General features: G+C 45.9%; 19 protein-coding genes. 16 read left to right on the top strand and 3 right to left on the bottom strand.

Features of this window, described 5'->3' with window-relative positions:
• Positions 1–112: 112 nt before the first annotated feature.
• Positions 113–1,231 (bottom strand): sensor histidine kinase, encoded by a 1,119-nt coding sequence (locus tag ACFQ0N_RS26850; RefSeq protein ID WP_379332172.1) that lies wholly within the window; start codon positions 1,229–1,231, stop codon positions 113–115.
• On the bottom strand, positions 1,228–1,914 hold the full coding sequence (locus ACFQ0N_RS26845) for a response regulator transcription factor (protein ID WP_379332170.1): 687 nt from the start codon (positions 1,912–1,914) through the stop codon (positions 1,228–1,230). The genes ACFQ0N_RS26850 and ACFQ0N_RS26845 overlap by 4 nt, the downstream gene beginning before the upstream one ends.
• A 194-nt stretch (positions 1,915–2,108) precedes the next feature.
• Here ACFQ0N_RS26845 and ACFQ0N_RS26840 point away from each other — a divergent pair, with 194 nt between their 5' ends.
• The 10 genes from ACFQ0N_RS26840 to ACFQ0N_RS26795 all read left to right on the top strand — a co-directional run bounded on the left by ACFQ0N_RS26840 (position 2,109) and on the right by ACFQ0N_RS26795 (position 16,329).
• The gene (locus ACFQ0N_RS26840) at positions 2,109–2,561 is read left to right on the top strand and encodes a DUF6220 domain-containing protein (protein WP_379332168.1); all 453 of its coding nucleotides are present in this window, start codon (positions 2,109–2,111) and stop codon (positions 2,559–2,561) included.
• 445 nt (positions 2,562–3,006) lie between these two features.
• Positions 3,007–4,554, top strand: a complete 1,548-nt coding sequence (locus ACFQ0N_RS26835) for a serine hydrolase domain-containing protein (protein ID WP_379332166.1) — start codon at positions 3,007–3,009, stop codon at positions 4,552–4,554.
• Between the two features lie 17 nt (positions 4,555–4,571).
• Entirely contained in the window at positions 4,572–6,812 is a 2,241-nt protein-coding gene (locus tag ACFQ0N_RS26830; protein WP_379332164.1) for an MMPL family transporter, read from the top strand.
• 823 nt (positions 6,813–7,635) lie between these two features.
• On the top strand, positions 7,636–9,429 hold the full coding sequence (locus ACFQ0N_RS26825; protein ID WP_379332162.1) for a sensor histidine kinase: 1,794 nt from the start codon (positions 7,636–7,638) through the stop codon (positions 9,427–9,429).
• A gap of 2 nt (positions 9,430–9,431) precedes the next feature.
• Complete coding sequence (locus ACFQ0N_RS26820; protein WP_379332160.1) at positions 9,432–10,496, top strand: response regulator transcription factor; 1,065 nt, start codon at positions 9,432–9,434, stop codon at positions 10,494–10,496.
• A 217-nt stretch (positions 10,497–10,713) separates the two neighbouring features.
• On the top strand, positions 10,714–11,667 hold the full coding sequence (locus tag ACFQ0N_RS26815; protein WP_379332158.1) for an ABC transporter permease: 954 nt from the start codon (positions 10,714–10,716) through the stop codon (positions 11,665–11,667).
• Between the two features lie 13 nt (positions 11,668–11,680).
• A complete protein-coding gene (locus tag ACFQ0N_RS26810) occupies positions 11,681–12,532 on the top strand; it encodes a carbohydrate ABC transporter permease (RefSeq protein WP_379332156.1) in 852 nt (283 codons plus the stop codon).
• Positions 12,533–12,566: 34 nt separating this feature from the next.
• Entirely contained in the window at positions 12,567–14,135 is a 1,569-nt protein-coding gene (locus tag ACFQ0N_RS26805) for an extracellular solute-binding protein (RefSeq protein ID WP_379332154.1), read from the top strand.
• Positions 14,136–14,214: 79 nt separating this feature from the next.
• Positions 14,215–15,234: a zinc-binding alcohol dehydrogenase family protein gene (locus ACFQ0N_RS26800; RefSeq protein ID WP_379332152.1), complete on the top strand. Its 1,020-nt coding sequence runs from the start codon at positions 14,215–14,217 to the stop codon at positions 15,232–15,234.
• 498 nt (positions 15,235–15,732) lie between these two features.
• Positions 15,733–16,329 carry a hypothetical protein gene (locus ACFQ0N_RS26795; RefSeq protein ID WP_379332150.1) on the top strand — a complete coding sequence of 199 codons (597 nt, stop codon included), beginning with the start codon at positions 15,733–15,735 and terminating at the stop codon, positions 16,327–16,329.
• A gap of 286 nt (positions 16,330–16,615) precedes the next feature.
• Here ACFQ0N_RS26795 and ahlS read toward each other — a convergent pair whose 3' ends face one another.
• Positions 16,616–17,464 carry an AhlS family quorum-quenching N-acyl homoserine lactonase gene (gene ahlS, locus ACFQ0N_RS26790; protein WP_379332148.1) on the bottom strand — a complete coding sequence of 283 codons (849 nt, stop codon included), beginning with the start codon at positions 17,462–17,464 and terminating at the stop codon, positions 16,616–16,618.
• A 218-nt stretch (positions 17,465–17,682) separates the two neighbouring features.
• Between ahlS and ACFQ0N_RS26785 the strand changes: the two genes are divergently transcribed.
• The 6 genes from ACFQ0N_RS26785 to ACFQ0N_RS26760 all read left to right on the top strand — a co-directional run bounded on the left by ACFQ0N_RS26785 (position 17,683) and on the right by ACFQ0N_RS26760 (position 25,349).
• Positions 17,683–18,084, top strand: a complete 402-nt coding sequence (locus ACFQ0N_RS26785; RefSeq protein ID WP_379332146.1) for a winged helix-turn-helix transcriptional regulator — start codon at positions 17,683–17,685, stop codon at positions 18,082–18,084.
• Positions 18,085–18,550: 466 nt separating this feature from the next.
• Complete coding sequence (locus ACFQ0N_RS26780; RefSeq protein WP_379332144.1) at positions 18,551–19,582, top strand: ABC transporter permease; 1,032 nt, start codon at positions 18,551–18,553, stop codon at positions 19,580–19,582.
• Between the two features lies 1 nt (position 19,583).
• Positions 19,584–20,258 (top strand): ABC transporter ATP-binding protein, encoded by a 675-nt coding sequence (locus tag ACFQ0N_RS26775; RefSeq protein ID WP_379332142.1) that lies wholly within the window; start codon positions 19,584–19,586, stop codon positions 20,256–20,258.
• A gap of 449 nt (positions 20,259–20,707) precedes the next feature.
• The gene (locus ACFQ0N_RS26770) at positions 20,708–21,010 is read left to right on the top strand and encodes a hypothetical protein (protein ID WP_379332140.1); all 303 of its coding nucleotides are present in this window, start codon (positions 20,708–20,710) and stop codon (positions 21,008–21,010) included.
• Positions 20,995–24,789 carry an Ig-like domain-containing protein gene (locus ACFQ0N_RS26765; RefSeq protein ID WP_379332138.1) on the top strand — a complete coding sequence of 1,265 codons (3,795 nt, stop codon included), beginning with the start codon at positions 20,995–20,997 and terminating at the stop codon, positions 24,787–24,789. The genes ACFQ0N_RS26770 and ACFQ0N_RS26765 overlap by 16 nt, the downstream gene beginning before the upstream one ends.
• 152 nt (positions 24,790–24,941) lie before the next feature.
• Positions 24,942–25,349: a glycoside hydrolase family 66 protein gene (locus ACFQ0N_RS26760; RefSeq protein WP_379332136.1), complete on the top strand. Its 408-nt coding sequence runs from the start codon at positions 24,942–24,944 to the stop codon at positions 25,347–25,349.
• Positions 25,350–25,525 lie beyond the last annotated feature (176 nt).

Below are 25,525 nucleotides of genomic sequence, written 5' to 3'. Positions count from 1 at the left end.
AGTTGCCTCTGTTATACCAAAGAAGCCCTGATTTTACAGGATCAAATTTCGTTATGCTTTGGTGATAGGTCGCATTGTCAACTGGTCATCGGTCATACGCTCAGTTTAAATATCATTTACCTGAAGGCAAATAAACGCTAAATGTCGTCCCTTGATCAGGCTCACTCGCGACGCGGATGAACCCGCCGTGGGCTCTGACAAAATGATGAGCGATCGATAATCCGAGCCCCGTTCCGCCTGTATGCCGCGAACGGGCCTTTTCCACGCGATAAAAACGATCGAATAAGTGGGCCAGCTCTTCGGCTGGAATACCGATGCCGGTGTCTATCACTGAGACACATGTATAGACTGCATCCCGTTCCAGGACCTTGTCTTCCATTACAACCGAAATCTTTCCGCCTTCCGGCGTGTAGCGGATTGCATTAGTCAGCAAATTGATGAACACCTGCGTGATCCGTCTCGCGTCGACCATCACCGTTACCGGCCTCGTGTTCGAATAGAAGCGCATTTCCAGTCCGTGCTCCTCAGCCTCCATCTTCACATCATCAACGATTTGTTCAAGTCTTGCCGACAGATCGAGCGGTTTGCAATCCAATGCCAACCGGCCCGCCTCAGCTAGCGATAAGACATGAAGATCTTCCACAAGCAGGCCTAAGCGGATCACTTCGTCATGAAGTCTAAGCAGCATTTCTGGAGGGACGTATTGACCGGTCTGTTGAGCATTTTCTAATTTTAGCTGCATGATAGACAGCGGAGTTCGAAGCTCATGAGCGACATCAGCTACCAGCCGCCTGCGGGCGTCCTCAGCTTCCCGGAGGCGAAGCGTCATATCGTTGAATGTCTGGATCACTTTACCGTATTCGTCTTTTGATTGTACAGGAACGTTGACGTCCAGATCCCCCTGCGCAACGCGTTCGATAGCGGCAACGAGCTTTCTAAGCGGGATCGTCAGCACCCCCGAAATCCATAAACTGACGAACAGCCCGATTGCTAAGAAAAGTACCAAATTTCCAAGCCCCAATTTCTGCATCTTATCTGAAACATAAGTCTTCAAGATCTCGATTTGTTCCCCGGGCGGTGCGTTTAAATAGGGTGCACTGAGTTCTTCCTTACGAAATTGATCGAACAAAGACTCCATGTAAGCCTGTTTGGTTACGGCATGAGCGCCGCCAAGGATAAGAACGAGCAATCCCATGCAGACAAATATTTTTTGGCGTACCGTCAGCTTCATAATTGTTCACCGAATCGGTAACCGAAACCGTATACGGTTTGAATATATCGAGGATTGGCCGGATCGTCTCCCAGCTTGCGGCGAAGATTCCGGATATGGGAATCCATCGTTCTTTCGTATCCCATATATTCATCCCCAAGTGCTGCTTTTAATAATTGCAGGCGGCTGAAAACCATTCCGGGACGTGCAGCCAACGTGTACAAAATTTTGAATTCCGTCGGTGTCAGTTGGATCTCTTGGCCGTCCTTGAATACCTGACATTTGGCCTCGGAAATGACCAGGTTGTCTCTTTCCAACAACATCGACCTGTCTTCAGGTCCGCGCAAGCGGCGAAGTAAAGCTCGGATGCGAGAAGTGAGCTCACGCAAGCTGAACGGCTTCGTCAAATAATCGTCCGCGCCAATTTCCAGACCGACGATTTTATCCGATTCATCCGAGCGGGCCGTGACCATAATAATACCGCAATGCAAGGTTTGCCTGAGTTCGCGGCATACGTCGATGCCGCTTATCTCGGGGAGCATCCAATCAAGCACGACGAGATCAGGCCGTTCAGACCGGGCAATCGTGAGCGCTTCCTTGCCGGTACAGGCGGTCAATACCCGAAACCCTTCACGTTGCAGATAGGATTGCATCTCCTCAAGCATGCCCGGTTCGTCTTCCACAAGCAATAATTTCGGTTCCATTCCAATCACATCTTTCCAATTTAGTCTGCTTCCAATGCGATAATACACCGCTTACCGAAAATTATACCGTGATTTAACATGTTCTTGAAGGAATCCACGCAAAAAGAGGAAGATCTGCATAAGTTCTCGACATTTATTGTTTAAACTGACTGTGAAAGGACCGATCTTATTTTAACGAAAGCGAGGATTCAAAGATGAGCAACCTATCCGTAAATCGCAGTGAACCTGAAGTCGGGGATCGCGCGGCGGAAATAACCAATCTTTCACCGTTCGTGGTTAGAGCACGGTTGGTGTTTAAGGCAATGGTAATGATATTTGCGATTTGCATTTTGACCCAGGTGTTTCTTGCCGGTCTCGCACTGTTTTGGGATTCGGCCCAGTGGGCCAGCCATATAGGCTTTGCCAGATTGCTGATCATTGTTTCGATTCTGATACTCGTGATTTCTTTCATCGCTCGGCTGCCGCTTTCTCTTCGACTGCGTAGTGCGGGTTTGTTCGGCATCATCATTTTGATAGCGGTCAGCGCCAAATTACCGTCTGGAGTTGGATATTTAGCTGCTCTTCATCCGGTACTCGCTCTGATGTTGTTTTTTGGAACTGTGTCTCTCATACGGAAGACCGATGCCCTCAAAGAAGAAAAGAAGTAAGAGTCTACGAAGCAAAGCGGTTGAATTGAGTTTTGATCACAATCTTCAACATGGATGGAGAGGAAAGATGCCACCCTAATCTGTCCGATTATCTACTGGTCTTTCTATTCCTTATCACGTCTGGAGTATCGCTGCATCTGGTTGCGCATGATTATGAGAATAGAACTCATTGGTTTCGAATCATTGTAATGGTTCTATATGGAATGTCTGGTATCCTTGTTCTCATTATTATTTTTCCAAGGCAATGACTAAAGACAGTAAAAAACTTTTGAATTAGCTGAGTTCTGTACAGTTATTTCTTGCGGACGAGTGTTCGGATAGTTGGAAGGTCTATGCCAGAAAAGCGAATTAAGGAGGAGAAAAAAATGTCCCCTATCAGAGTACGCTACATTGTCGACGATGTAGATGCGACAATCGCATTCTACACACAGGAGCCTCCAAGCAAATGATGAAAAGAACATTCCCTATAGCAATCATCTTGTGCAGTCTGTTCATCTTTCCCCTATTCAGTTCAGCGCAAAGTGATGGAAGCATGCAAGTAGAGCGATCCGGAACTTCGGTCTTCTCTGAAGTGGATGCGTATATTGCTCGTGAAATGAAACGACAACGCCTTCCGGGGCTAGCTCTCGGGATTGTACAGGGGGATCGTATTCTTTACCTTAAGGGATATGGCCGGGCCGATTCATCGGGTCGGCCTGTAACGCCCGAAACCCCTTTTGGAATAGGTTCGATCGGCAAATCGATTACTGCTATGGCCGTTCTCCAACTTGCCGAAACAGGAAAAATCGACTTAGACGCGCCTATACAGCGCTACATCCCCATCAAGTATAACGGTGCAGAGTTCATTAGTGTGCGTCAGTTACTTAACCAAACAAGCGGGTTCTCTCAAATCTCGACTTTTAGCAACACGCTGTCAAGCATCGGCGATCAATATCAAGATGCTTTGGAGAAAAACGCCCTGTCTTATGCGGAAAAGTTTTTAAAGCGAACCAAGCAAACCGAACATCCCTACAGTTATTCGAATGCAAATTATGTACTGCTCGGCTATATTGTGCAACAAGTATCCGGCCAGTCCTATGGCGACTATGTGAAGGAACATATTTTCAGCCCTCTGTCTATGCATGACAGCTACGTTACGCTCGATGAAGCAGCTGAACATGGACTGGCTACGCCCTACCGTCGGATATTCGGATACAACGTTGCCTACGATGGCCCCTATATTTATATTCCAGGGGATGTGCCGGCGGGCTACCTCTATTCCAGTGCGAAGGACATGAGCCATTTCTTGATTGCCCAAATGAACGGCGGCCGATTCGAAGATGATTCCGTGCTCTCTTCGGAAGGCATACGACTTATGCAGACCGAACCTGTTCCGGGAACGTACGCCATGGGTTGGATGACAGGTCACATTAACGGGTTACCGGTTCTCGGTCAGCCGGGCGGCTCGATCGGCTTCCAAGCCCAAACTTATATTGTTCCAGAACAACAACTGGGAGTTATCGTGTTCGCTAACGTACTTGACGCGATCGATGCTGAATGGCCCCAAACACACGTCATTACGACTACCCACATCGCCTCCGGGGTCATAAACATACTGAATGAACAACCGATTGGAGGATCTGGCTTAAGCATTTCGCAGAAATACTGGCTTATAAATGGATTAATACTCATGCTCAGCGCATGGTTATTGTACACGACAGCTCGAACTGCGAAGCGCTGTCTTGGGCCGTGGCGTCCTGACAATTCTGGCCATATTGAAATATCTATCAAAGTTATATCAAGAATTGTTCTGAATTTTGCAGGTCTGTTTATTATCCTGTTGTTGAGTATGACTCAAGTTGTGCCGGTATGGCATATTGCAACCATCTTTCAGCCGGACGTAATCAATTGGCTGGAGGTGATGACTGTACTTATGGCACTGAAGGGAAGCATGGAAATTATTCGGTTGGTTCGGTCGAATTGGCATGAAAAAACAGAAAAGATGAAACTTTGATAAAAAGGAGAGCAGGCATGAAGGATCGAATTGGAATCGATAAATGGGTGGCAGGCCCAACAACCAGATGGGTTACTTTGCTTATTTGGTTAGTCGCAGCAGGGCTGTTAAACACGCTGGCACCGCCCATTAGCAAAGAAGTCGTAAATAATGCACCCTCATTGGCTGACACCAGGCCATCCGTGCAAGCACGTGAATTGGTTACGAGAGAATATCCGAATGCGGAAGATGCTCCTGCTCTGTTCGTATGGCACCGCCAAGGAGGACTGACCGATACCGATCTGCAGCGCATCCAACAATTTACCGAAAAATTATCGAAGCATCCCGTACCGTATCAGACATCCGTACCGCCTTTGCATCAAATGCCGCTTCAGGATTTAAAAACGAGGCTGTCGGAGGACGGCAGCACCATCGTCTCGCCAGTATTCTTCAGCAAAAGCGCGCAATCGAATGAGTGGAAGGAAGGCGTAGATCAAGCGAAAGAAGAAGCAACTGTCCTATTCGGTTCAGATCCGTTCGCCGTCGCCATCGATTCTCCGGCTGACTTGAACGCAAGAGTTACCGGTCCGGTCGGCATACAGATCGACGCAACCGGAGTATTCGGACAGGCCGACAAAACATTGCTCTTCGGTACCGTACTTCTTGTGCTCGTGCTGCTGCTGCTCATTTACCGCTCGCCGATTCTGGCCATAACCCCGCTGGTCGCCGTAGGTATCGCTTACTTCGTCATCAGTCCAATTTTGGGCTGGATGGTGCACAGCGGCATGATAACGGTGGAAAAGCAAGGAACCAATATCATGACGGTATTATTGTTCGGCGCCGGTACGGATTATTGCTTGTTCCTCATTTACCGGTTCCGTCAACTGCTCAAGACCGAATCGGATAAAGGCAAGGCACTTCGCGGCGCCATTACCGGATCGTCAGGCGCGATCGCGATGAGCAGTTTAACCGTCATTCTCTCGCTCCTTACGATGATCGCAGCGGAGTACGGTTCGTTCCGGCTACTCGCCGCACCGTTTGGGATTTCCATCTTTATTATGGGACTGGCCAGCTTGACACTTGTACCTTCTTTGCTCGCCATTATGGGGCGCGCTTCCTTCTGGCCGTTCATTCCGAGGACGCCGGACATGCTGGCTGAACGAGCCAAGCGCAAGGGACATCCGGCCCCGGCTTCAAACAAGCCCTCGCGCAATTTGATCGGTTCCCTTGTCGTACGTCGGCCTTGGCTCATTATGGTCCTGACCTGCATCGTGCTTGGCGGATTTGCCGTATTCTCGACTCAGATTAAGTTCACGTTCGATAAGTTGGCCATGTTCCCAAAAACGATGGCATCCATCGAAGGATTCTCTGTCATCGGCGAGCAGTTCTCGCCCGGCCAACTCGCTCCCGTTAAAGTGATCGTTGAGACCGAAGGCAAGGATCGGGACGTTGCCCAGACTTTGGCCTCGCTTCCTTACGTGACACAAGTATCCGCGCCGCTGGCCGGGCGGACGAACCCAGAACTATTGGCGTATGACGTATCCCTTAACATGAACCCTTACTCAATGGACGCGATGAATCTCATCCCGGAACTTCGCCAAACGATCGAAGGCGCGTTGCGTCAGTCAGGCGACACTGACGCTGCGAAACATGTATGGATTTCGGGAGAGACAGCGGAGCAATACGACACGAAAGAAACAAACATACGGGATATGAGCATCATTTTGCCGCTGATTATAATCATGATCGCAACTCTCCTAGTCGTGTATCTGCGTTCTTTGATCGCCGCGGCTTACCTTATTTTAACCGTATTGCTCTCGTATTTATCCGCTTTGGGATTAGGGTGGCTCGTCTTGCATCACTTCATGGGCATGGACATGATTCAAGGCACGATACCGCTATATTCGTTTGTATTTTTGATCGCGCTGGGCGAGGATTACAACATTTTCGTGATATCTTCCATATGGCAAAAGAGCAAGCGCATGCCGCTTAGGCAAGCGGTCTTGGAAGGCGTGGGGGAGACGGGATCCGTCATTACATCGGCAGGTCTCATTCTTGCGGGTACGTTCGCCGTTTTGATCACGATGCCGGTTCAGTTGATGTTGCAAATGGGTGTCATTACCGCGCTCGGGATTCTGCTCGATACGTTCGTTGTGCGTCCATTCCTCGTGCCGGCCATTACTTTGCTCCTCGGCAGGTGGGCTTTCTGGCCCGGACGCCGCAACTCCGTTTTAGGCACTGATCTAACATCTAACGAAAAGCAATTCGAGGCCGGTTGATCGTTTTTTTTAAAGTGTGGCCTAATCTGACGGATGCCACGGCCGCTATTTACAAACATTCGACCGATTTGAAATTGTAACGGAACTGTGGAGGCTGTCGATTAATTGTGGACATCTGTAAGCGCGGGCGAAGCGGGTGCACGCGGACCATGGATCCGTTATCTGTAAACAAAACAGCAAAAACGGCTTGCTCGCGGACCGTAGATCCGTTATTGGCCTCAAATCGCCGCTGAACCCCAGCAAAATCGGCAAATAACGGATCGTCTGTCCGCGAGACCTTCGAATGAGCCGGGTTTCGACAAAATAAGGGATCCTGTGTCCGCATGGCTCACAGTTGCTCGCTTCTGCGGCAAATTGTCCACAGAAAATCGACAGCCTCCTGTGAGCCGCTATTTGATGATGATGAGCCCGATTTCGCAAGAAAACGTCGAATTAAGATCGCTCACCTACATAAAAATTGGTTAATAATGCTTTTCGGAATTTTGCTCCGTTTCTGACCACTCCTATAATTGTTTCTCCAGAGCTTGCCCTGTTGAAATTGCCCCCTGCAAGACCATCGCGTCACAGGATATCTCTCGCACTGCTCCGTAGCCCTCTTTGCCATAAGACAGACTAGAGGATTAACCCAATGGATCTCGTACACCGCGGCGGACGGGGAAATTTTTTAACATGAATAGGCTCCTATATTGTATACTTATTTTACTTTTAAATGATTTTTTCCGATGCCGTTTTTTCTCTCGGGTAAATTTTTCCATGCGATGACGAAGTCTTTTATTATTCTAGGTCTAAGTATTACAATAAAAATTGGGGGTGAACTTACAAGTTGCGACTAAAACTCATTATGTTATTTATCGTATTTCTATTGTTGCCTGCCTTAATATTCTCAAAAATTTGGTTTGATAGAACGACGGAGACAATAAAGGAAACGACAAGGCAATTTAACGAACAACTTGTGCGCCAGTTAAATTATCAACTTAACGATTACTTTAAAGACCTGGAACGTTCTACTTTGCCATTAATTGCACACCCATTAATAAAACAATTCATGCTTCTTCATGAGGACGATTCCTATGAGAGGTTTTTAATTTCCAGAAATATAGAGAGTGACCTGTTGAGACCGGCTGTATTTGGCAGACCTGATATATTCTCCATGACAATCTATTCCTCTAACGGAATACATGTGTCCAATCAGGGTGCCTCATTAAGTAATGATGACGTTCAATCTTACATGAAAAATACGGATAACGATAATTTTAATGTAATGGGAATACGTTGGGTTAATGGCAACCCCATATTAACAGTGACCAGAAAATTCAAAGATACAACGACCTATCGTACTTCTGGATTATTAGTAATAAATCTTCGACTTAACGAGATTTGGAACATTGTCAGTCAAATCCAGCTCAGCTCAAAAGGGAGCCTATGGATTATAGACCAAAACGACCGAGTTTTATACAATTCACATAATAATCTGGAGAAATTAGGCACAATTGTACCAAACTGGTTTAAAATTGGCCAACGTGCAGGAAGTACGAATAATTTTTTCATACATGAAGAAAATGAAGTTTCAGAAATCGTTAACTACAATATATCAGACGCTACGGGATGGACGATCATCTCCGAATTCCCATTTGCTGAACTAAATAAAGACTTAATCAAATTACGTGATTATTCCATTTGGACTTTTGTAGTCATTACGCTTGTTGCCGTTTTCATAATCGGCGGGTATACCATTTACATCACAAATTCATTGAATGTATTGGAACGTTTGATGCGTCAAGCGCAAAATGGAAATTTTCACGTAAGGGCGCCCGTGAAACGCGAAAGAGGGCTTAATAATCTATTTGTAGGATTCAACAATATGATAAGCGAACTGAAACGTCTTGTTGTTGAGGTGCATGCATCCCAATTGCGAGAAAAGGATCTAGTCTTGCAGCAAAAAGAATCAAGTTTGCGGGCGCTTCAATTCCAAATAAATCCTCACTTTTTATATAATACACTCGAGATGATCAATTCACATGCTCTGCTGCAGGAAATAAGGCCAATTAGCAGAATGGCTACAGCTTTAGCCGATATGTTTCGTTATTGTATGAAAGATACGATGAATGTCATTGAATTCGAAGAAGAGTTAACTTACATTCTCACTTATTTAGAAATCCAGAAGGAGCGTTTTCCTCAAATGGAATGTAAAATCAGGTGTGAAAAAGAAATCTCAAACCAGATTTTAATTGCCCGTCTTTCTCTTCAACCGCTTATTGAAAATTGTTTTTTACATGGTTATGAAGATCACATGCTAATGCCGACTTTTATTGGGATAACAGGGGAGTACCAAGAGGGCGATTTTATTATAACGGTCTCGGATCATGGCAAAGGAATGCCGCAAGAGAGAAAGGATAAGTTTAACACGATTTTTACTCATACTGACGCAAAGGGAATCAATAATGATAATTATAATAATGGGGTGGATGGCCACATTGGCTTAATCAATGTGCATGCTCGAATTCGCTTGCTTTTTGGTTATCCATATGGACTCAGTATTGTTAAATCCGATGAAAATGGCACCGATGTTCAATTAAAAGTTCCAGCAAGCTCCACAGCAGCAGGGGGAAGGAGTTAACCATGATTACTACATTAATTGTAGAAGATGAAAGTTTGATAAGAAGAAGTCTTGTTAAACTTGTATCTGACTCTAGTCTTGAATTCAGTGTAATTGGGGAAGCTTCAAATGGCAGCGAAGGTCTGGAGCTATGCAAAAGCTTACTGCCGCAAGTCGTAATTACGGATATTAAAATGCCCCAATTAAATGGATTGGATCTTATTAAAAATGTCAGAGACCTTGGAATACAATGCGAATTTATTATCTTGTCGGGATACGGTGATTTTGTTTTTGCCCAAGAAGCAATAAGGTATGGAGTTATCGAATATCTTCTTAAACCGATAAAAACTGAGCAGCTCTATATGACCCTGCAAAAAGTTAAAAATAAATTATATGAAAGACAAGTGGACTGGGGAAAGTATGACCAATGGTTAACCTATTCTTCGGATGAAGCAACGAGGTTGTCCAATTTGATCTGGTCGATGAATGAAAACGAAGCCCTGCAGCTAATTGAAAACTTTAATCAGCAATGGATCTTGGACAACGAAACGATGGCTGAACAAAGGAACCGGAGTATCGAATTTCTAAGCAGAATTAATGTGCAACTTCAAAGTTATAGCAAAATCCAAATTCCTGAAGTCGATAAACAAAAAATCCATACCGTAATTGCGTCAGGCAAGGACTTAAAAATGTATAATACAAACTATATTTCAACCCTAGTTGCGGTTATACGGGAAAACCGGAATTTTAGCACGCATCAAACGATTAAACGAGCTATTAAATATATCGAAAACAATTATAAAGACAATGAATTGTCACAACAGGCTGTTGCAGAATATGTCAATCTCTCTGTTCCTTATTTGAGCCAAATATTTAAACAAACGGTTGGAATTTCGTTTTCGCAGTATTTGATTCAATATCGAATGGAAGTTGCCAAACAATTATTGGCTGATCCGGACCGTAAAGCGTATGATATCCCTGAACTTATCGGATATACGGATTATGCCCACTTTACGAAGTCTTTTAAAAAAGTGTATGGCGTGACACCTAGAGAATACCGAAAATCACTTGGATTTACAAACAGCTAGGCATGCAGAATGCGGAGATGTATCTAAAATGATAAGAATCTACCCACGTATTTAACAACTTGGGTCAGATTCTTTTTTTTAACATGTTTTTTATCCTTATGTAGAAAACCGCTTACATTTACGCTTAAAAAAACACATTTATCTAAAGAATAATCATGTACGTTATTCATGCATTCACCTATTATTAAGTTATCAAACATCACATTTGGAGGCTTCTATGAAATCTGGCACTCGGTCTTTAACGATCAACTCCCTTGAAGCAAACAGAAAAAGTCGAACGTCGTACTTTTATAAGCATTGGCAGTTATATTGTCTGGTAGCGCCCGGGGTCTTGTTTTTCCTGCTTTTCAAATACGTCCCCATTATGGGGAGTGTAATTGCATTTCAGGATTATAATATTTATAAAGGAATTACAGGGAGTGAATTTGTTGGAATTAAACACTTTTTGACTTTATTCACTTATCCTGAGTTTGCAACAATACTCACAAATACCATTCTCATTAGTTTATACCAGTTAATTTTTGGCTTCCCTGCGCCAATTATACTCGCATTACTATTAAATGAAGTTAGAAAAATGTGGTTTAAAAGAACCGTCCAGACCATTGTCTACCTGCCGCATTTCTTGTCATGGGTTATTGTTGGCGGGTTAGTCATTAACGTTTTATCGCCTAATTATGGAATCATAAATGATTTGCTGGAGTATCTTGGTTTCAATCGAATATTCTTTATGCAGCAGCCTGAATATTTCCGTTCAATCGTTGTTGCATCGGGCATATGGAAAGAAGTCGGCTGGAATACAATTATTTATCTTGCTGCTCTTGCCAGTATAAATCCTGAAATGTACGAAGCGGCTGATGTAGATGGAGCCGGGCGACTGAGGAAAATTGTTAGCATCACCATCCCTTCATTGTTACCTACGATCATGATTTTATTTTTACTAAGAATCGGCAATCTTCTGGAATTAGGGTTTGAACAGATCTATATGCTGCTCAATCCGCTTGTAGCTGAAAAAGGGCAAATTTTAGATACTTATATTTACTCAATCGGTCTATTAGGCGGGCAGTTCAGTTATACAACGGCAATCGGTATATTTAAATCTGTAGTTGGTTTGATTCTGATCTTAGGATTTAATCGAATAAGTAAAAGAGTTACTGGACAGAGTTTGTATTAAAAGGAGTGAGAACGTGAACAAGAAACGAAGTTTGTACCCGGCATTCAACGCAATCTTGCTAGTGGGTATCAGTCTGCTAATGCTGATTCCTTTCTTGAATATCTTAGCAGGTTCTTTTAGCAACGGCCAAGCTATTCTTCAAGGCAAGGTCACTATTTTCCCTGTACAATTCACACTTGATAATTATGTTGCTGTATTGAAAAATGCCGCAATATGGAAAGCGTTTGCAGTTACGGTATGGATAACCGTCTGCGGTACGTTTATGAGTTTGCTTTTTACCTCTACGATGGGTTACAGCCTATCGAAGTCCCATCTAAAGGGACGAAATATCATGATCATTATGGTGATTATTACGATGATTTTTCCGGCGCCTTTGATCCCAACCTACTTGGTTGTAAAAGGCTATGGGATGCTAGATTCACTCAGCGCATTAATAATTCCCGGATTAGTAAGCGCATTTAATTTGGTCATCATGATCTCTTTTTTCAAAGGGATTCCAGATGCACTTTCTGAAGCGGCAACAATAGACGGATGTGATGAGTTTAGAACTTTTTGGAAAATCATTCTTCCGGTTTCACTTCCTTCTTTAACAACGGTTGGTCTGTTTTATGCAGTCGGGTATTGGAACAGTTATATGAGTGCTATTATGTATCTAAGAAATCCAAACCTATATACACTGCAAGTCAAGCTCAGACAACTTATTGTAGAAAGTGACGCCGGCAGCAGTGCCTCAGGCATGTTGATGTCGATTGAAGGTATAAAGATGGCAACGATCATTATTGCAACTGTTCCGATCTTATTGATTTATCCCTTAATTCAAAAGCACTTTATTCAAGGTGCGATGATTGGCTCCGTTAAGGGTTAGTCTATACAATCAAAGAAAATGAGAGGGTGTCCACATGAAAAGCTTAAAAAGATCTGCTGTGATTTTAACAGGCATCACAATTCTATCTGCATGCGGCAATCAGTCCCCAGACAACAAGGGGAAAGCGTCAAATGACGCAGAAGTTAGTAATGTTCCATCTATTAATATTACGATGAGTTCAAGGTCTCTTCCTTACATCGAGAGTTCTCCTAACATTAATGAGGACAAGTATGTTAAGAAATTGGAGGAGCTCTCAAAGACAAATGTAAAAATTGAGCTAATCCCGCAAACGGATTTTGATCAAAAACTTAATTTGCTTTTGGCAGCAAATGAGAAATTGCCTGATCTGCTAGAAATAATGGCTATCAATACGACAACTACTTCCAATGCTGTTGAAAACGGAGCGTTTTTGGAGCTCAATGATTTAATTGACCAATATGGCCCCAATCTAAAAGCGAATATTCCGCAGGAAGTATGGGATTCACCTGCAATTTCCAGTGGGGGCAAAATTTTTGCAATCCCAACCATCAATGGCGTAACACATAATCAAGTCATTTATGTACGTAAAGATTGGCTTGACAAGTTAGGCCTGCAGGTACCGAAAACAATCGATGAATACATTCATGTCTTGAAAGCTTTCCGCGATCAAGATCCGAATGGCAATGGCAAAAATGATGAAATTCCATTCTCGGCGCGTAAAAATTTCAGGTTTGGTGAATTATTTTTCGGAGCCTATGATGTAAATCCTGGCGACATTATTCCAGCCGGCGCCTGGAAATACGTCGATGATAAACTTATACCTAAGTTTATTCTTCCGGAAATGAAGGATGCGCTTAAACTATACCGTGAACTTTATCAAGAAAAACTCATAGATAACGAGATATTTGTGCTTGAAGGCAAAGACTGGGATGCGAAGATTAAAGGTGCAGCACGAGTTGGCATGTGGGTACACGAACCTAATTACCCTGATAAGTGGTTATCGGAAGTAAAACAAGGAGATCCAAACGCTGAAATTATTAATATACCGGCTCCCATTGGTCCTGATGGAAAGGGCGGAGGAGAAATTTTATCTTCGATTCGTTCGGCTTTTGCCATTCCGGCATCCAGTAAAAATGCAGTCGATGTTATAAAATTTTTAGACTGGTTTTACTCCAAAGAGGCTGACACCTTTTTAACATACGGAATTGAAGGCGAAGATTATACCCTTAATAATGGCAAAATCCAATACAACTACCCTGCTTCTGTAGATGAGATTAATAAGGAAAATATGCACTTAATGTTCCTCCAAATTACCGGTAAACCTTATGCGTTGAATGAGGAATTCATGAAAGGAAGACCGAATGGCGATTTAATAACAAATGCTTTAAAAATTGCGAATAGTGAAGGCCGTGTGAATGACGCTGTTGATATGCCAGTTCCAAGCGTTATTTTGTCCAGACCTGAACTTGGCAAAAATGGATTGTTTATGGAAACTGCCGCTAAAATTATTACTGGAAAAGAAGACGTGGACTATTTCGATAAATTTGTTCTGGACTGGAAAGCACGAGGCGGGGATGAGGCTATAGAGGAAGCGACCCAGTGGTATAAAGCAAACAAAAAATAACAAAAAATTGTTCCCTGATCTATGAGAGCTGCTTTCTCTTCTTAGGTCAGGGAATAATAAATTTTGGGGAGGATAACGAGTGAAAAGTATAATTTGTATGGAACCGTACAAGCTAAAAATGATAGAAGAAGAGATGCCTGTAAGAAATGAAAATGAAGCTTTGGTAAAGATTCGACGAATCGGTATTTGCGGTACTGATTTACATGCATACAGAGGAAATCAGCCCTTTTTTGAATATCCTAGAATTCTTGGACATGAACTATCCGGTGAAATTATGGAAATAGGAAATAATAAGCAAAACTTAAAGGTTGGCGATAAAGTTTCAATCATTCCCTATATTGAATGTGGAAAATGCATGCCATGCAGATTGGGAAAAACGAATTGCTGTGTTAACCTTTCACTTTTCGGAGTTCATAAAGATGGGGGAATGAGGGAGTACCTTTGTGTACCTCATGATCATTTGCTTTGTACCAATGAAATTTCTCTAGACCAAGCTGCGATCATAGAATGTTTAGCGATTGGCGCTCACGCCGTTAAGCGTGCAGAGGTCAAAAAAAATGATAATGTGCTAGTAGTGGGAGCAGGGCCGATCGGGCTTGGTGTTATGAAATATGCAAAGCTGAAAGGGGCAAATGTAATCGCCGTTGACATGAATGAAAATCGTTTGGAGTTTTGTAAGCGCTGGGGGCCAGTTGACTATACGCTAAACGTTAATCAAGATCTCCCCGCAGAGATTTCACGAATTACATCCGGAGAAATGGCGTCAATTGTGTTTGACGTAACAGGAAATGCCAGATCGATGGAAAATGCAATGAATTTCGCGGCTCACGGAGGCAAGCTTGTTTTTGTTGGTTTAGTAAAAGACAACATCAGTTTTTATGACCCGGATTTTCACAAGAAAGAAATGACTCTTCTTAGTAGCCGAAATGCTCAGCCTGATGATTTTCAATATGTATTTCAGAGCATTCGGGATGGGCACGTTGATACTGCATCATTTATTACGCATAGGACTGACTTTGATAATACGATCACAGAGTATGAGACATGGTTAAAACCGGATGGCGGGATCATAAAAGCGGTAGTAGAGATAAATAGCTGACACAAGTTGGCCGATGCAGCCGCGGCTGGCGATGGGGAGCAGATTCGGAACTCACTAACGTTAACGGCGATATCGAAGGGGCCGCCTCAATTGAGGCAGCTCAGTATCATAATTGTAATGTATCCATCCACAAAAGGAAAATGACGGAAATGGTCGAATTATTACCAATGACGGGGATGAACTATCTATTGAGGGGGGCTTCTATGTATCTTTCAGAAGTCAGAATCGCTTTAGAGGCTTTTTTTGAAAGGAGCGAGGGCATTGAGCTTCCGAACGACTTCCTATCAAATGACTATATTGCTCGCATCGCCACATGCCCCCGGTCTGTGGGAGTGGGATAGTTGGCGCACGCTGGTGACGCCATTGACGCCCCTTCTCACCAGTGATCGGGGACGGACCTCGCTTCGGATGCATCAGGAGGTTAGACGCGGGTGGTACGCCCAATCAGGACAGGCAAACTGTGCTCCACATTATATCATTTAGAGAGGAGGCGGAAGTATGTCGTCTGCGGTTAATACGTTGAAGAAATTCGTCGAAGGCCATATGGAAACTCGGGCATTCGAGGATATTTTGTATCAAGATCCCGACATTGAAGCTCTTCTTTCCACTGAGCGTCCGCCGCAATTTGCATCTTCAAGCCACACCCTTTATCACTACCTGATCGCCCTGAACTTCGGTAGCCCCATTGATGTGCTGAATGCTCAAACCGCTCTTGGTGAGTACCTGGAGGAACAGGGGATTGAGGTCAATGTGTCTAGCGACAAGGCCGAAATGGTCGAGTTAATCGCTGCGGCTGAGCCAAAGTGGCTTCAACTCGATCTGACCTATGTTCAAACGATTATAGAAGGAGCGCCAGAGACGCTTTTGCAGAGCGCTCTGAAAAAATGGCTCAAGCAAAGGATTTTGGAACTCTTCCGCTATGCGAAGAAACCACCTCGTTGGCTGCAAGCCCCCGCTTGGCCGATAGGAGCCAATGGACCGCTCGTGTTCCTCGGACAAATTGCAATACCAGATTACTTCCACGACGAGGCTGCCGCGTATGTCTTCCACGACCCGGTAACCAAACAATGCCAGACCGTCCTCCAAGTGTCCTGATCCGGTTGGAAGTGCCATAGCGTAGAAACGACGGCAATCGGCGGACCATGAACGATGAAGCCGGGCAATATTCTTACTCCATACCCTTCGTTGATCGCCTACTTGAGGGGGCCACCGTGTGCGGGACGACGATGCGTGTGTGAAGGTGGAGTGTTTCGCTCCCTGTGATCGGCGCTGGAAAGCGCCGCATCAAATCCCCATTGTTCGACTGAGAGAAAATCAGAGAAGAAACCAGTTCAAAGACGAGTGTTGATGCCTCCATTCGGTGTCATCTAGGGGATTATTATTATTCATAATATCCTTCGGTAGATTTTCTCAAGTGTCTGAATTGATCCGCATCATGCCCGAACCACACTTGAGAATTCGTGCGGGTAGCCAAAGTACGGATTTTCTCCACCGCATTTCTGTAGCCGATCAAATCATAAATAATGCCAGGCGGCTTGACCGGAGGACCGAAACTTTCCGCGGAATAAATGGCATCGGAAGCTAGAATGATTCCGCCTGTTTCTGGCATTTCGATCTGGAGACCCAACATACCCCATGCATGACCGCTTCCAAAATTCAAGATTTTGATGCCATCCACCAGAGCCAAGTTGTCTTCGCCCGGTTTGACCGTTTTCCACTGTAGTTGGTTTTTGATCCATGCATCGATATCAGCCCAAACATAGGCTCCTTCTTTTTCATTACGGGCGTAGGTTTGCAGTGCTCCATTAAACTCATCCTCATGAACGATAATGGTCGCGTTCGTAAACATTTCGAGGCATCCTGCATGGTCCAGATGCAAGTGGGAGGCAACGACGTACTTGATTTCCTCTGGTCTAACATTAAGTTGCTCCAGTCGGTTATGCAGGTAACATTCCTCGCTTGCCACCCATGGAGACGAAAGTTGGGTCGATGGTGTCCAACGCCCTCCAATGCCCATGGAATTTGGATTGCAGGCTGTATCAAACAAGATTTTTCCCTCAGGATGATCAATCAATACCGTATAGATTGGAAATTCCACAAATTGTGTCGTGGCGTTCGGATTATTTATTGTAGCCGGATTATGCATGGCGATTATCCAATTTTTATCCATGCTCATTCGACCGTTATCCAATACAAATAGCTTGGGACGCGTTTTAATAATATTTGTCATGTTTATACCTACCCATCGAAGTAATCCAGTACAAGATACCCCTTTCGGGAGTATATCTTCCTGCTCTTGGAACGTCCGGATCGCCCTTAAGCGGTGTCTTGTTGCGGCAGATCTTGCACAGTACTGGTATAGACATACAGTAATACAAAAATTAGAATGATATAAGTAGGCACTTTAAAGTGTCCTAGGAACTTCGTATTGCGTAGGAGGGAAATCATTTGACATATGCATCTAAAACAAAACAATCGGATATTTCGTTATCCAATTGCGGTTATAGCAAAGTTCTTGACATTATCTCTAACAAGTGGACTGTACTTGTAATTTATGCCATGGAAAACGGTAAAATTCGATATGGAGAAATGCTCCGGAGGGTCGAGGGGATATCCAAAAAAATGCTTACCCAGACGGTACGCAAGCTTGAGCGCGATGGATTGGTCCAACGACATATAATTCCTACAGTGCCTCCAAGCGTCGAGTATTCATTAACGCCATTAGGGGAAACATTGCTTCAGCCGATGAAAGAGCTAAGACAGTGGGGAAGAGTGAATTATACTCAAGTTGTAGAGGCACGGGCAAACTATGACTTTGCTTATACAACTACTGAAGAAAAGTTCAGCTGATGAAGTCATGGAACTCCAAGTTTGAAGATTAAGCTCGATGAACATCCGAACTGGTGCAATGTATTCGAACAAGACGATGCTTAGTACAATCATTAACAAGGAAGAAGTTAATAAGGGACGGCATTAAGATCGACTTTAAACTTCGAATTAGTCAATTCATTGGAACGATGGGCGCGGCAGATGATACTCAGGTAGATACGGGGAGAATCTTGACGGACTGTGCCCAATGTAATTAACATGTTACGATTAGGGCTTCCTTCTGAATAGAGGGAAGCTTTTTTATTTCCTCCTTTCGTATTTATGGGACTGTGAAACCGACCACGGTGGGAGAGCGTCTCGCTGGCAGCGAGAAGGTCAGGGGCTCGATCGAGCAGCCCTTCCTGTATTTGTTTGTAATGTTCCATTCACACTCCGTTCATAGTACAAGCATAATCTGATGTTGTACCAAAGAAATGGAGGAATCATCATGAATATGGCATGGAAAGAAATGATGAAAAGCAAAGCGAAGTTTATTATATTGGGCTCGATTATTTTTCTCGTCAGTTTTTTAACCTTTATCATCTCGGGATTGGCAAACGGATTGTCCCATGATAATGCAGCCCTGATTAAGGACTTGCCCAAGGGATATTTTTATATGAATACTGAAGCGAAGAAAACGTACAATCTTTCCAAAATAGATCCCAGCTTACAGGAGCAAATGATGAAGGAGCATGAGGATGCCGCGGCATTTTCCATTCAGATGGGTTTTGTGAACGATGCAGAGGACAAGCAGCACACGGTAGCATTTGTGACTTCGACGGATTCCCCGTTTTTCGAAAAAGTTGCTCCGGGGGAAATTGTGTTAGATCGCTCACTAGAGAAGGATGGCATTAAAGTTGGAGATGTATTAACGAATAATCAGTTCAACGGCCAATTCAAAGTCGTGAAATTCGTGGATCAAAAGAAATACAGCCACGCCCCTGTCGCTTTTGTTAATATGGATAACTATAAAGAGATCTATCGTACAAAGGGTATGCAGTTGATGTTCGTTCCAGGAAAAGATACAGCTTCGATTACAGGCTTAGATTCCTTTTCAAATAATGAGTTTCTTAATACGATCTCAAGTTATAAGGCAGAGAACATGTCCCTCAATATGATCATTTGGTTTTTGATTGCCATTAGCGGCTTGTTGTTCGCCATTTTCTTCTACATGATGAATGTTCAGAAAATCGGGCTGTACGGCATTTTGAAAGCAATCGGTGTGAAAACAAGCACGTTGTTCCGCATGATGTGGTCGCAAATGTTCTTCATCACCTTGATCGCATTGGTCTTATCGGTAGCATTAAGCCAAGGTTTTAACATGATCGCACCGGAGGGCATGCCATTCAGTTTGACGTTGAGTGCGACCATTCAATTATCCGTCCTATTCCTAGTCATCGGATTTATCGGCGCTACGCTTTCCGGTCTGCAGATTAGAAAAGTTGAGCCGCTGCAAGCCATTCAACAAGGAGACATGTAAAATGACAACTTTCACCATAAATGATGTTACCAAGACGTTTACCAATGGCGAAGTTTCGGAGCAAGTGCTCAAAGGCATTAACCTCTCCCTGCAAGAAGGTGAACTGACAGCTCTCGTGGGTGCTTCCGGTTCCGGAAAAAGCACGCTGCTTACGATCGCCGCCGGCCTGCAGCGCGCTTCCGACGGGAAGGTGCATTTTGACGGAAAGAACATGACTGCGATGACGCAGGAGGAAATTCGCCAAATACGCGCAAGTAAATTTGGTTTTGTTTTTCAATCTGCTCACCTGGTACCATTCCTTACCGTTGAAGACCAGCTTATGCTAATGCTTGACGTGGCAGAGTCCAAAATGAACAAACGCGAGCAAAAGGAAGAAGTGGCCAAGATTCTCGAGCTGGTAGAAATGGGTCATCGGAAACAGGCTTATCCTTCTTCTTTATCCGGCGGGGAAAAGCAGCGTGTTGCGATCGCACGCGCCATTATCCATAAACCTAAAATCCTGTTTGCGGACGAACCGACGGCGAGTCTGGACTCAAAGCGATCCAGGGACGTGATGGTGCTCATTCGAGATCTGACCAAAACGCTGCACCTTACAACGTTGATGGTCACCCATGATGAAGAAATGCTTCCTTTTGCAGATCGCATTATTACGATGAAGGATGGATTGATTATATAATCGCTATCGGAATTTCACGAGGCTGTTCCGTGTGTCATGCCAGATCATGACGTAGGGGACGGCCTTTTATATATACGCAATAAATACCAAGTCGTAATAGCCTATTGAGATTGCGCTGGAGACAGAGCTTACGTCATGTACCGAATAAACGGAAAAATCTACAACTAAAGAGCCGTTTGACCGATACTTACTATAGAGAACTGGTTCTATTGGGGGGCGAGGGCAACTTATCAACATATTGAATGCTATTTTCGGTATGAGAATTCCATTATATCAATTTTTTCGAGTCAAGTTGCGAGAGTGTGGTACTCAACTTCTACGGTGAGGATCACTATAAATTTGGATAGCGCCCTTCGAATACTGATGTTATTTTATAAAGGAAAAACAATGAAAATTGTTGAATATAGTAAGCCGAAATAACTTACTCTTCTACCGAAAGAGGGTACTGAATGGATAAACAGAAGCAACTTAAAAGCTTCAAAAAAAACAGTCGCCGCTTGCAAACTTCTTTGCTTGCCGGCGCTCTGCTGACTGGTTCAATTCCGGGACTGGCTTATGCGGCTGAAACGACTTATCAGGGTCAGGCCATGTCAAACGATCATGTGCCCCCAGAATTGGCCGGGACGAAAAATACGCTGACAGATCCGGCTTCTACAGACGGATTTTCTGCAGGCGAATTTCACGATTTGAACGGCATATCTTCTCTGAAAGGGAAGCTATTGAAAAGGCAAAGGATTTGGGCCTGCTGCTAGGGAGTTCTACCGGACAATTTCGTCCTGCTGACGATTTGACTCGTCAAGAACTGGCAGCTTTGTTGGCACGGGCGCTGCAATTGCCCTTGTCCGATGTACGAGCCTCATCGTTTGCCGACGTGCCGGAATCTGGCTGGAGCGCTTCTTATATTAAGGCAGTCTATCGAGCCGGCTTGATGACAGGCGGAGGAGCGGATTCGTTCCGCCCGCAAGATCCCGTTACCCGTGAAGAGCTGGCCGCGGTATTTGTGCGCGCTGTGAAAGGAGTTGACGCGCGCGGCGGGCTGAAAACAAATGTGCAGGACGCGCAACAGGTATCATCCTGGGCAACAAGTCTAGTGGATGCGGCCATGCGGCTGGGATTGATCGACACGCCGGATGAGAAATTGAACCCGCGGGGTGTGGTTAAGCGCGAGCACATCGCAAAATTTTTGCTGGATATCTTCCAAGCGGGCGAGCAGACGAAGACAATCACGAACGTGGATGGAGATGTGCTCACGATCGACGGGAAACCGTTCTTGGTGGAGGGCAAATGGAAACAGCTGCTTGGGGAACGCAATATGCAAGCGCTGGAAGGGGCCGTTGTGCAATTTAAGTTTGCGAACCGTACGCTTGATGATTTGTCCGATTTGGAGATCGTGAAGGATGGCGTCGTGCTTGATGCGCGCGGCACCCCTTATGCAGGAAGCTTGAAGATTTCCGGTAATGGCGTCACCGTGACGGGGGACACATTGGGTCAGGTCATTTTGGCGAAGGGGGTTTCGGGCGTTGAAGTTAATGCCAAGATTAAAACATTGACGGTGGACGGCGAACAAGCCGTTCAATTAAAAGGGAACGCGCAAATCGGAATCCTGCAAGTGACGAGTCAGCAAGCAAGGCTGACGCTCGGCAGCAATGTGGAAATCGGCGAGGTTCAATTGCCAAAGGATGTTAAGCTGTCTCAAGTCATTGTAAATTTGAACCAGGTAGGCGGACAGCTTAAACATGTGCGAACAGGCATTGATGACCGTTATTCGTGGATTCCGAGCCCGGACCCTTGGACTCCTCCAGCAACGGCCAACCATGCGCCGACCGTGAAAAATGCAATCCCGCCGGTTAACGCCAAGATGAAGGACGGGGTTCATTCGGTGAGCCTTGCGGACGTATTCGCAGATGAGGACCAAGACGCGTTGACTTATACGGCCGTATCCTCTAACACGAGCATCGCCGCAGTCGCCGTCAATGGAGCAGTGTTGTCCATCATGCCGGTCAGCACCGGAACGGCGGCGATCACCGTGACGGCAGATGACGGCAAGGGAGGTACGGCACAGACCGAGTTCACTGTGGCGGTCAAGGATCCCAATGATCCTCCGCAAGGCACCGGAATTCCCAATCAGACGAAAGGGCTCGGCGATGGAAATCTAATTTTGTCATTGAACGCTTTCTTCACTGATGCTGACAATGATCCGCTCTCTTATGAGGTCAACGTGGAGGATTCCTCTATCGCGACGTTTATATTGAATGCAGACCAGCTGACGCTGACACCTGTACAAGCCGGCAGCACGAAGGTTACGGTCAAAGCGTCTGACGGGCGCGGCGGCACGGCGACCCAATCGTTCCAGCTGCATGTGACAGCAGCGCCGAACCGGAATCCGGTTGTGCAGAAAACGCCGGACAATCAAACGCTCACCGTAGGGCATGCCGACTATATCTTGGATTTATCGGCGCTGTTCAGCGACCCGGATCAAGACATGCTGACTTATGAAGCGGTCTCGCTGAACCCTAGCCTTGCCACGGTATCGGTCAATGGGGCGCAGGCGGCAGTGCACGCCCTCGCCTCCGGCACGACGAAGATTCGCTTGAAAGCTTTAGATGGCAAAGGCGGGGAAGCGGAGACTGAGTTCCAAATTACAATCAATGAACCGCCTGTTATCTCGGCGATCCCTGCTCAAACGCTGCAATTGGGCGATGCACCGACAATTCTGGATCTCGACTCATATGTTGTCGACCCGGATCAAGATATGCTGACCTTTACGGCAGTATCAGCAGCTTCCGGCATCGTGACCGTTTCCGTTTCAGGACAAAAGGTGACGCTGACACCGGTTGCTGAAGGTTCAACGACAGTGACAATCACGGTGACTGACGGGCGCGGCGGCACGGCGACCCAATCGTTCCAGCTGCATGTGACAGCAGCGCCGAACCGGAATCCGGTCGTACAGAAAACGCCGGACAATCAAACACTCACCGTAGGGCATGCCGACTACAGCTTGGATTTGTCGACACTGTTCAGCGACCCGGATCAAGACATGCTGACTTATGAAGCGGTCTCGCTGAACCCAAGCCTCGCCACGGTATCGGTCAACGGAGCACAGGCGACAGTGCACGCCCTCGCCTCCGGCACGACGACGATTCGCTTGAAAGCTTTAGATGGCAAAGGCGGGGAAGCGGAAACTGAGTTCCAAATTACAATCAATGAACCGCCTGTTATCTCGGCGATCCCTGCTCAAACGCTGCAATTGGGCGATGCACCGACAATTCTGGATCTCGGCTCATATGTTGTCGACCCGGATCAAGATACGCTGACCTTTACGGCAGTATCAGCAGCTTCCGGCATCGCGACCGTTTCCGTTTCAGGGCAAAAGGTGACGCTGACACCGGTTGCTGAAGGTTCAACGACAGTGACAATCACGGCGACTGACAGGCGCGGCGGCACTGCAGCTTCGACGTTTGCGGTGACGGTCAATGCCGCTCCTGTGGAACAAAACCATGCCCCGGAAGTTGTCAGCTCCATCTATGAACAGGTTCTGACTGCCGGAGTAACCAACGCCCGGACGTTCGATCTGTCTCAACTGTTTGAAGATCAGGATGGCGACGTGCTAACCTTTACCGCGGTTCCGCAAATGTCTGACATTGTCAATGCAACGGTGTCCGGGGACCTCCTCACGCTAACACCTGCTTCGACGGCGGGCAGCACGATAGTACAAATTACCGCGGATGACGGCAAAGGCGGCACGGCAGCCTACGATCTCACCGTGCGCAACGCGCCGCTCGCTCCGAACGGACGGGTTGAGATTCGGACAAAACAGGGCGTGAATGACAGCATCACCTACGACCTGTCGAGCATTTTCCCGAATCAATCCAAGTTCCAGCTGTACGAAGGCACCCCTGATTCGACGTTTACCGGACCGTCGACGCTGAACGGGACGCTGTGGACGTGGAACAGCGGTTTGCAGGGGTTGTCGTCATGTGTAATCGGGGCTGATGGAATGGCCGCCATTCTGAACGTCGCCGTTGCTCCCCAAGGCGCTGAGGATCTGTACTTCTCGCAGTATATGGACATGGGCAGCGGGCGCACGGCGATTCAGCTGTTCCACAACGCCGTTGGTGATACCACGTCTATTTCCGGCTACGAGCTTGAAGTTCATCAATACAAGCCCAATAGCGGACAGAAGACCTCCTATACCCGAACGCTACTCTCGTTATCGAAGGGCGTGCCGTATCTCTTCATCGACCGGTTGTTTACTGATCTGTTCGCCATCACCAATGTCACATATTATAACGACGAACTGAAGTTGTATGATAATGGCAACACGGTTACCACAGGCTTTGTCTTGAAGAAAGACGGAGTTACGATTGACGTGCTCGGCGATCCGGGTTCAAACACGCAATTTATGCCTAACGGCGGGACGATCATTCGCAAGTCCGGCATCCGCGCCGGTTCAGACATGTTCAGCCTGTACGGGGAATGGAACAGCTTCCCGGCCGGCACAGTCCAGTATCTCGCCGGGCATACTCCATAAGGGGAGAAAACTTACTCCTTGGGATTTATAGAACATCATTTGGGCAGCAGCTTGGAAGCTCAGGTTTAGCAAACCTAAGCTTCTTTCTTTTTCGCTGCAGAAGCGGGCCTCAGCAAAGGCAGCGCGCCGCGGCGGATTAGAGCCCTTTAATCTTGGGCTTTCCGAAGCATGCGTTCACGCGCGATGCGGCGGGCGCGCTCTCGCAGACGACGGTTGATCTGGCAGCCTGTTATCCGGCGCTGATCGACCGCGTAAAGCGAGAATTGCAGCAGATCAATCCGGATGTAGGTCTGATTTTCAATAATGTAAGCAACTATCCGGTGCATACAACTGCTTCTGCTGACCAGGAGGCTATCTATATGGAGGTATGGGCGCCGTATGACCGGTATGGCGATTTGAAGGCGCTAATCGATCGGGCCGGGAGTTGTCCGGCGGCAAGCCGGTTATTTTGGCAGCTTATTTGCGCGCCTTCAAGGAGTAAGAAGTCGTGCACACTGGAGCTCGATTGTGACTGGTATGTGATCATGAATCCAATAGTTTCAATCGTTCGGTTTGTCTGAATGAATTTTGACCTTCAGACTTTGATTTCAGACTTTCACACTCCATTCGACACAATAATACGAACGGAGCTGCAAACGATATGGACGCGAGCGCCCAGCTTGTTTAGGCGCAGAAGTAGCCTGCAAACCCTAAAGCATTTTTATCCATCAACTGTCGAAGCCGGAAAATGCTCTGA

This window comes from Paenibacillus sp. GCM10027626 (genome assembly GCF_042676285.1).
Taxonomy (GTDB): Bacteria; Bacillota; Bacilli; order Paenibacillales; family Paenibacillaceae; genus Paenibacillus_Z.
This window is presented reverse-complemented; position numbering and strand designations above follow the sequence as displayed.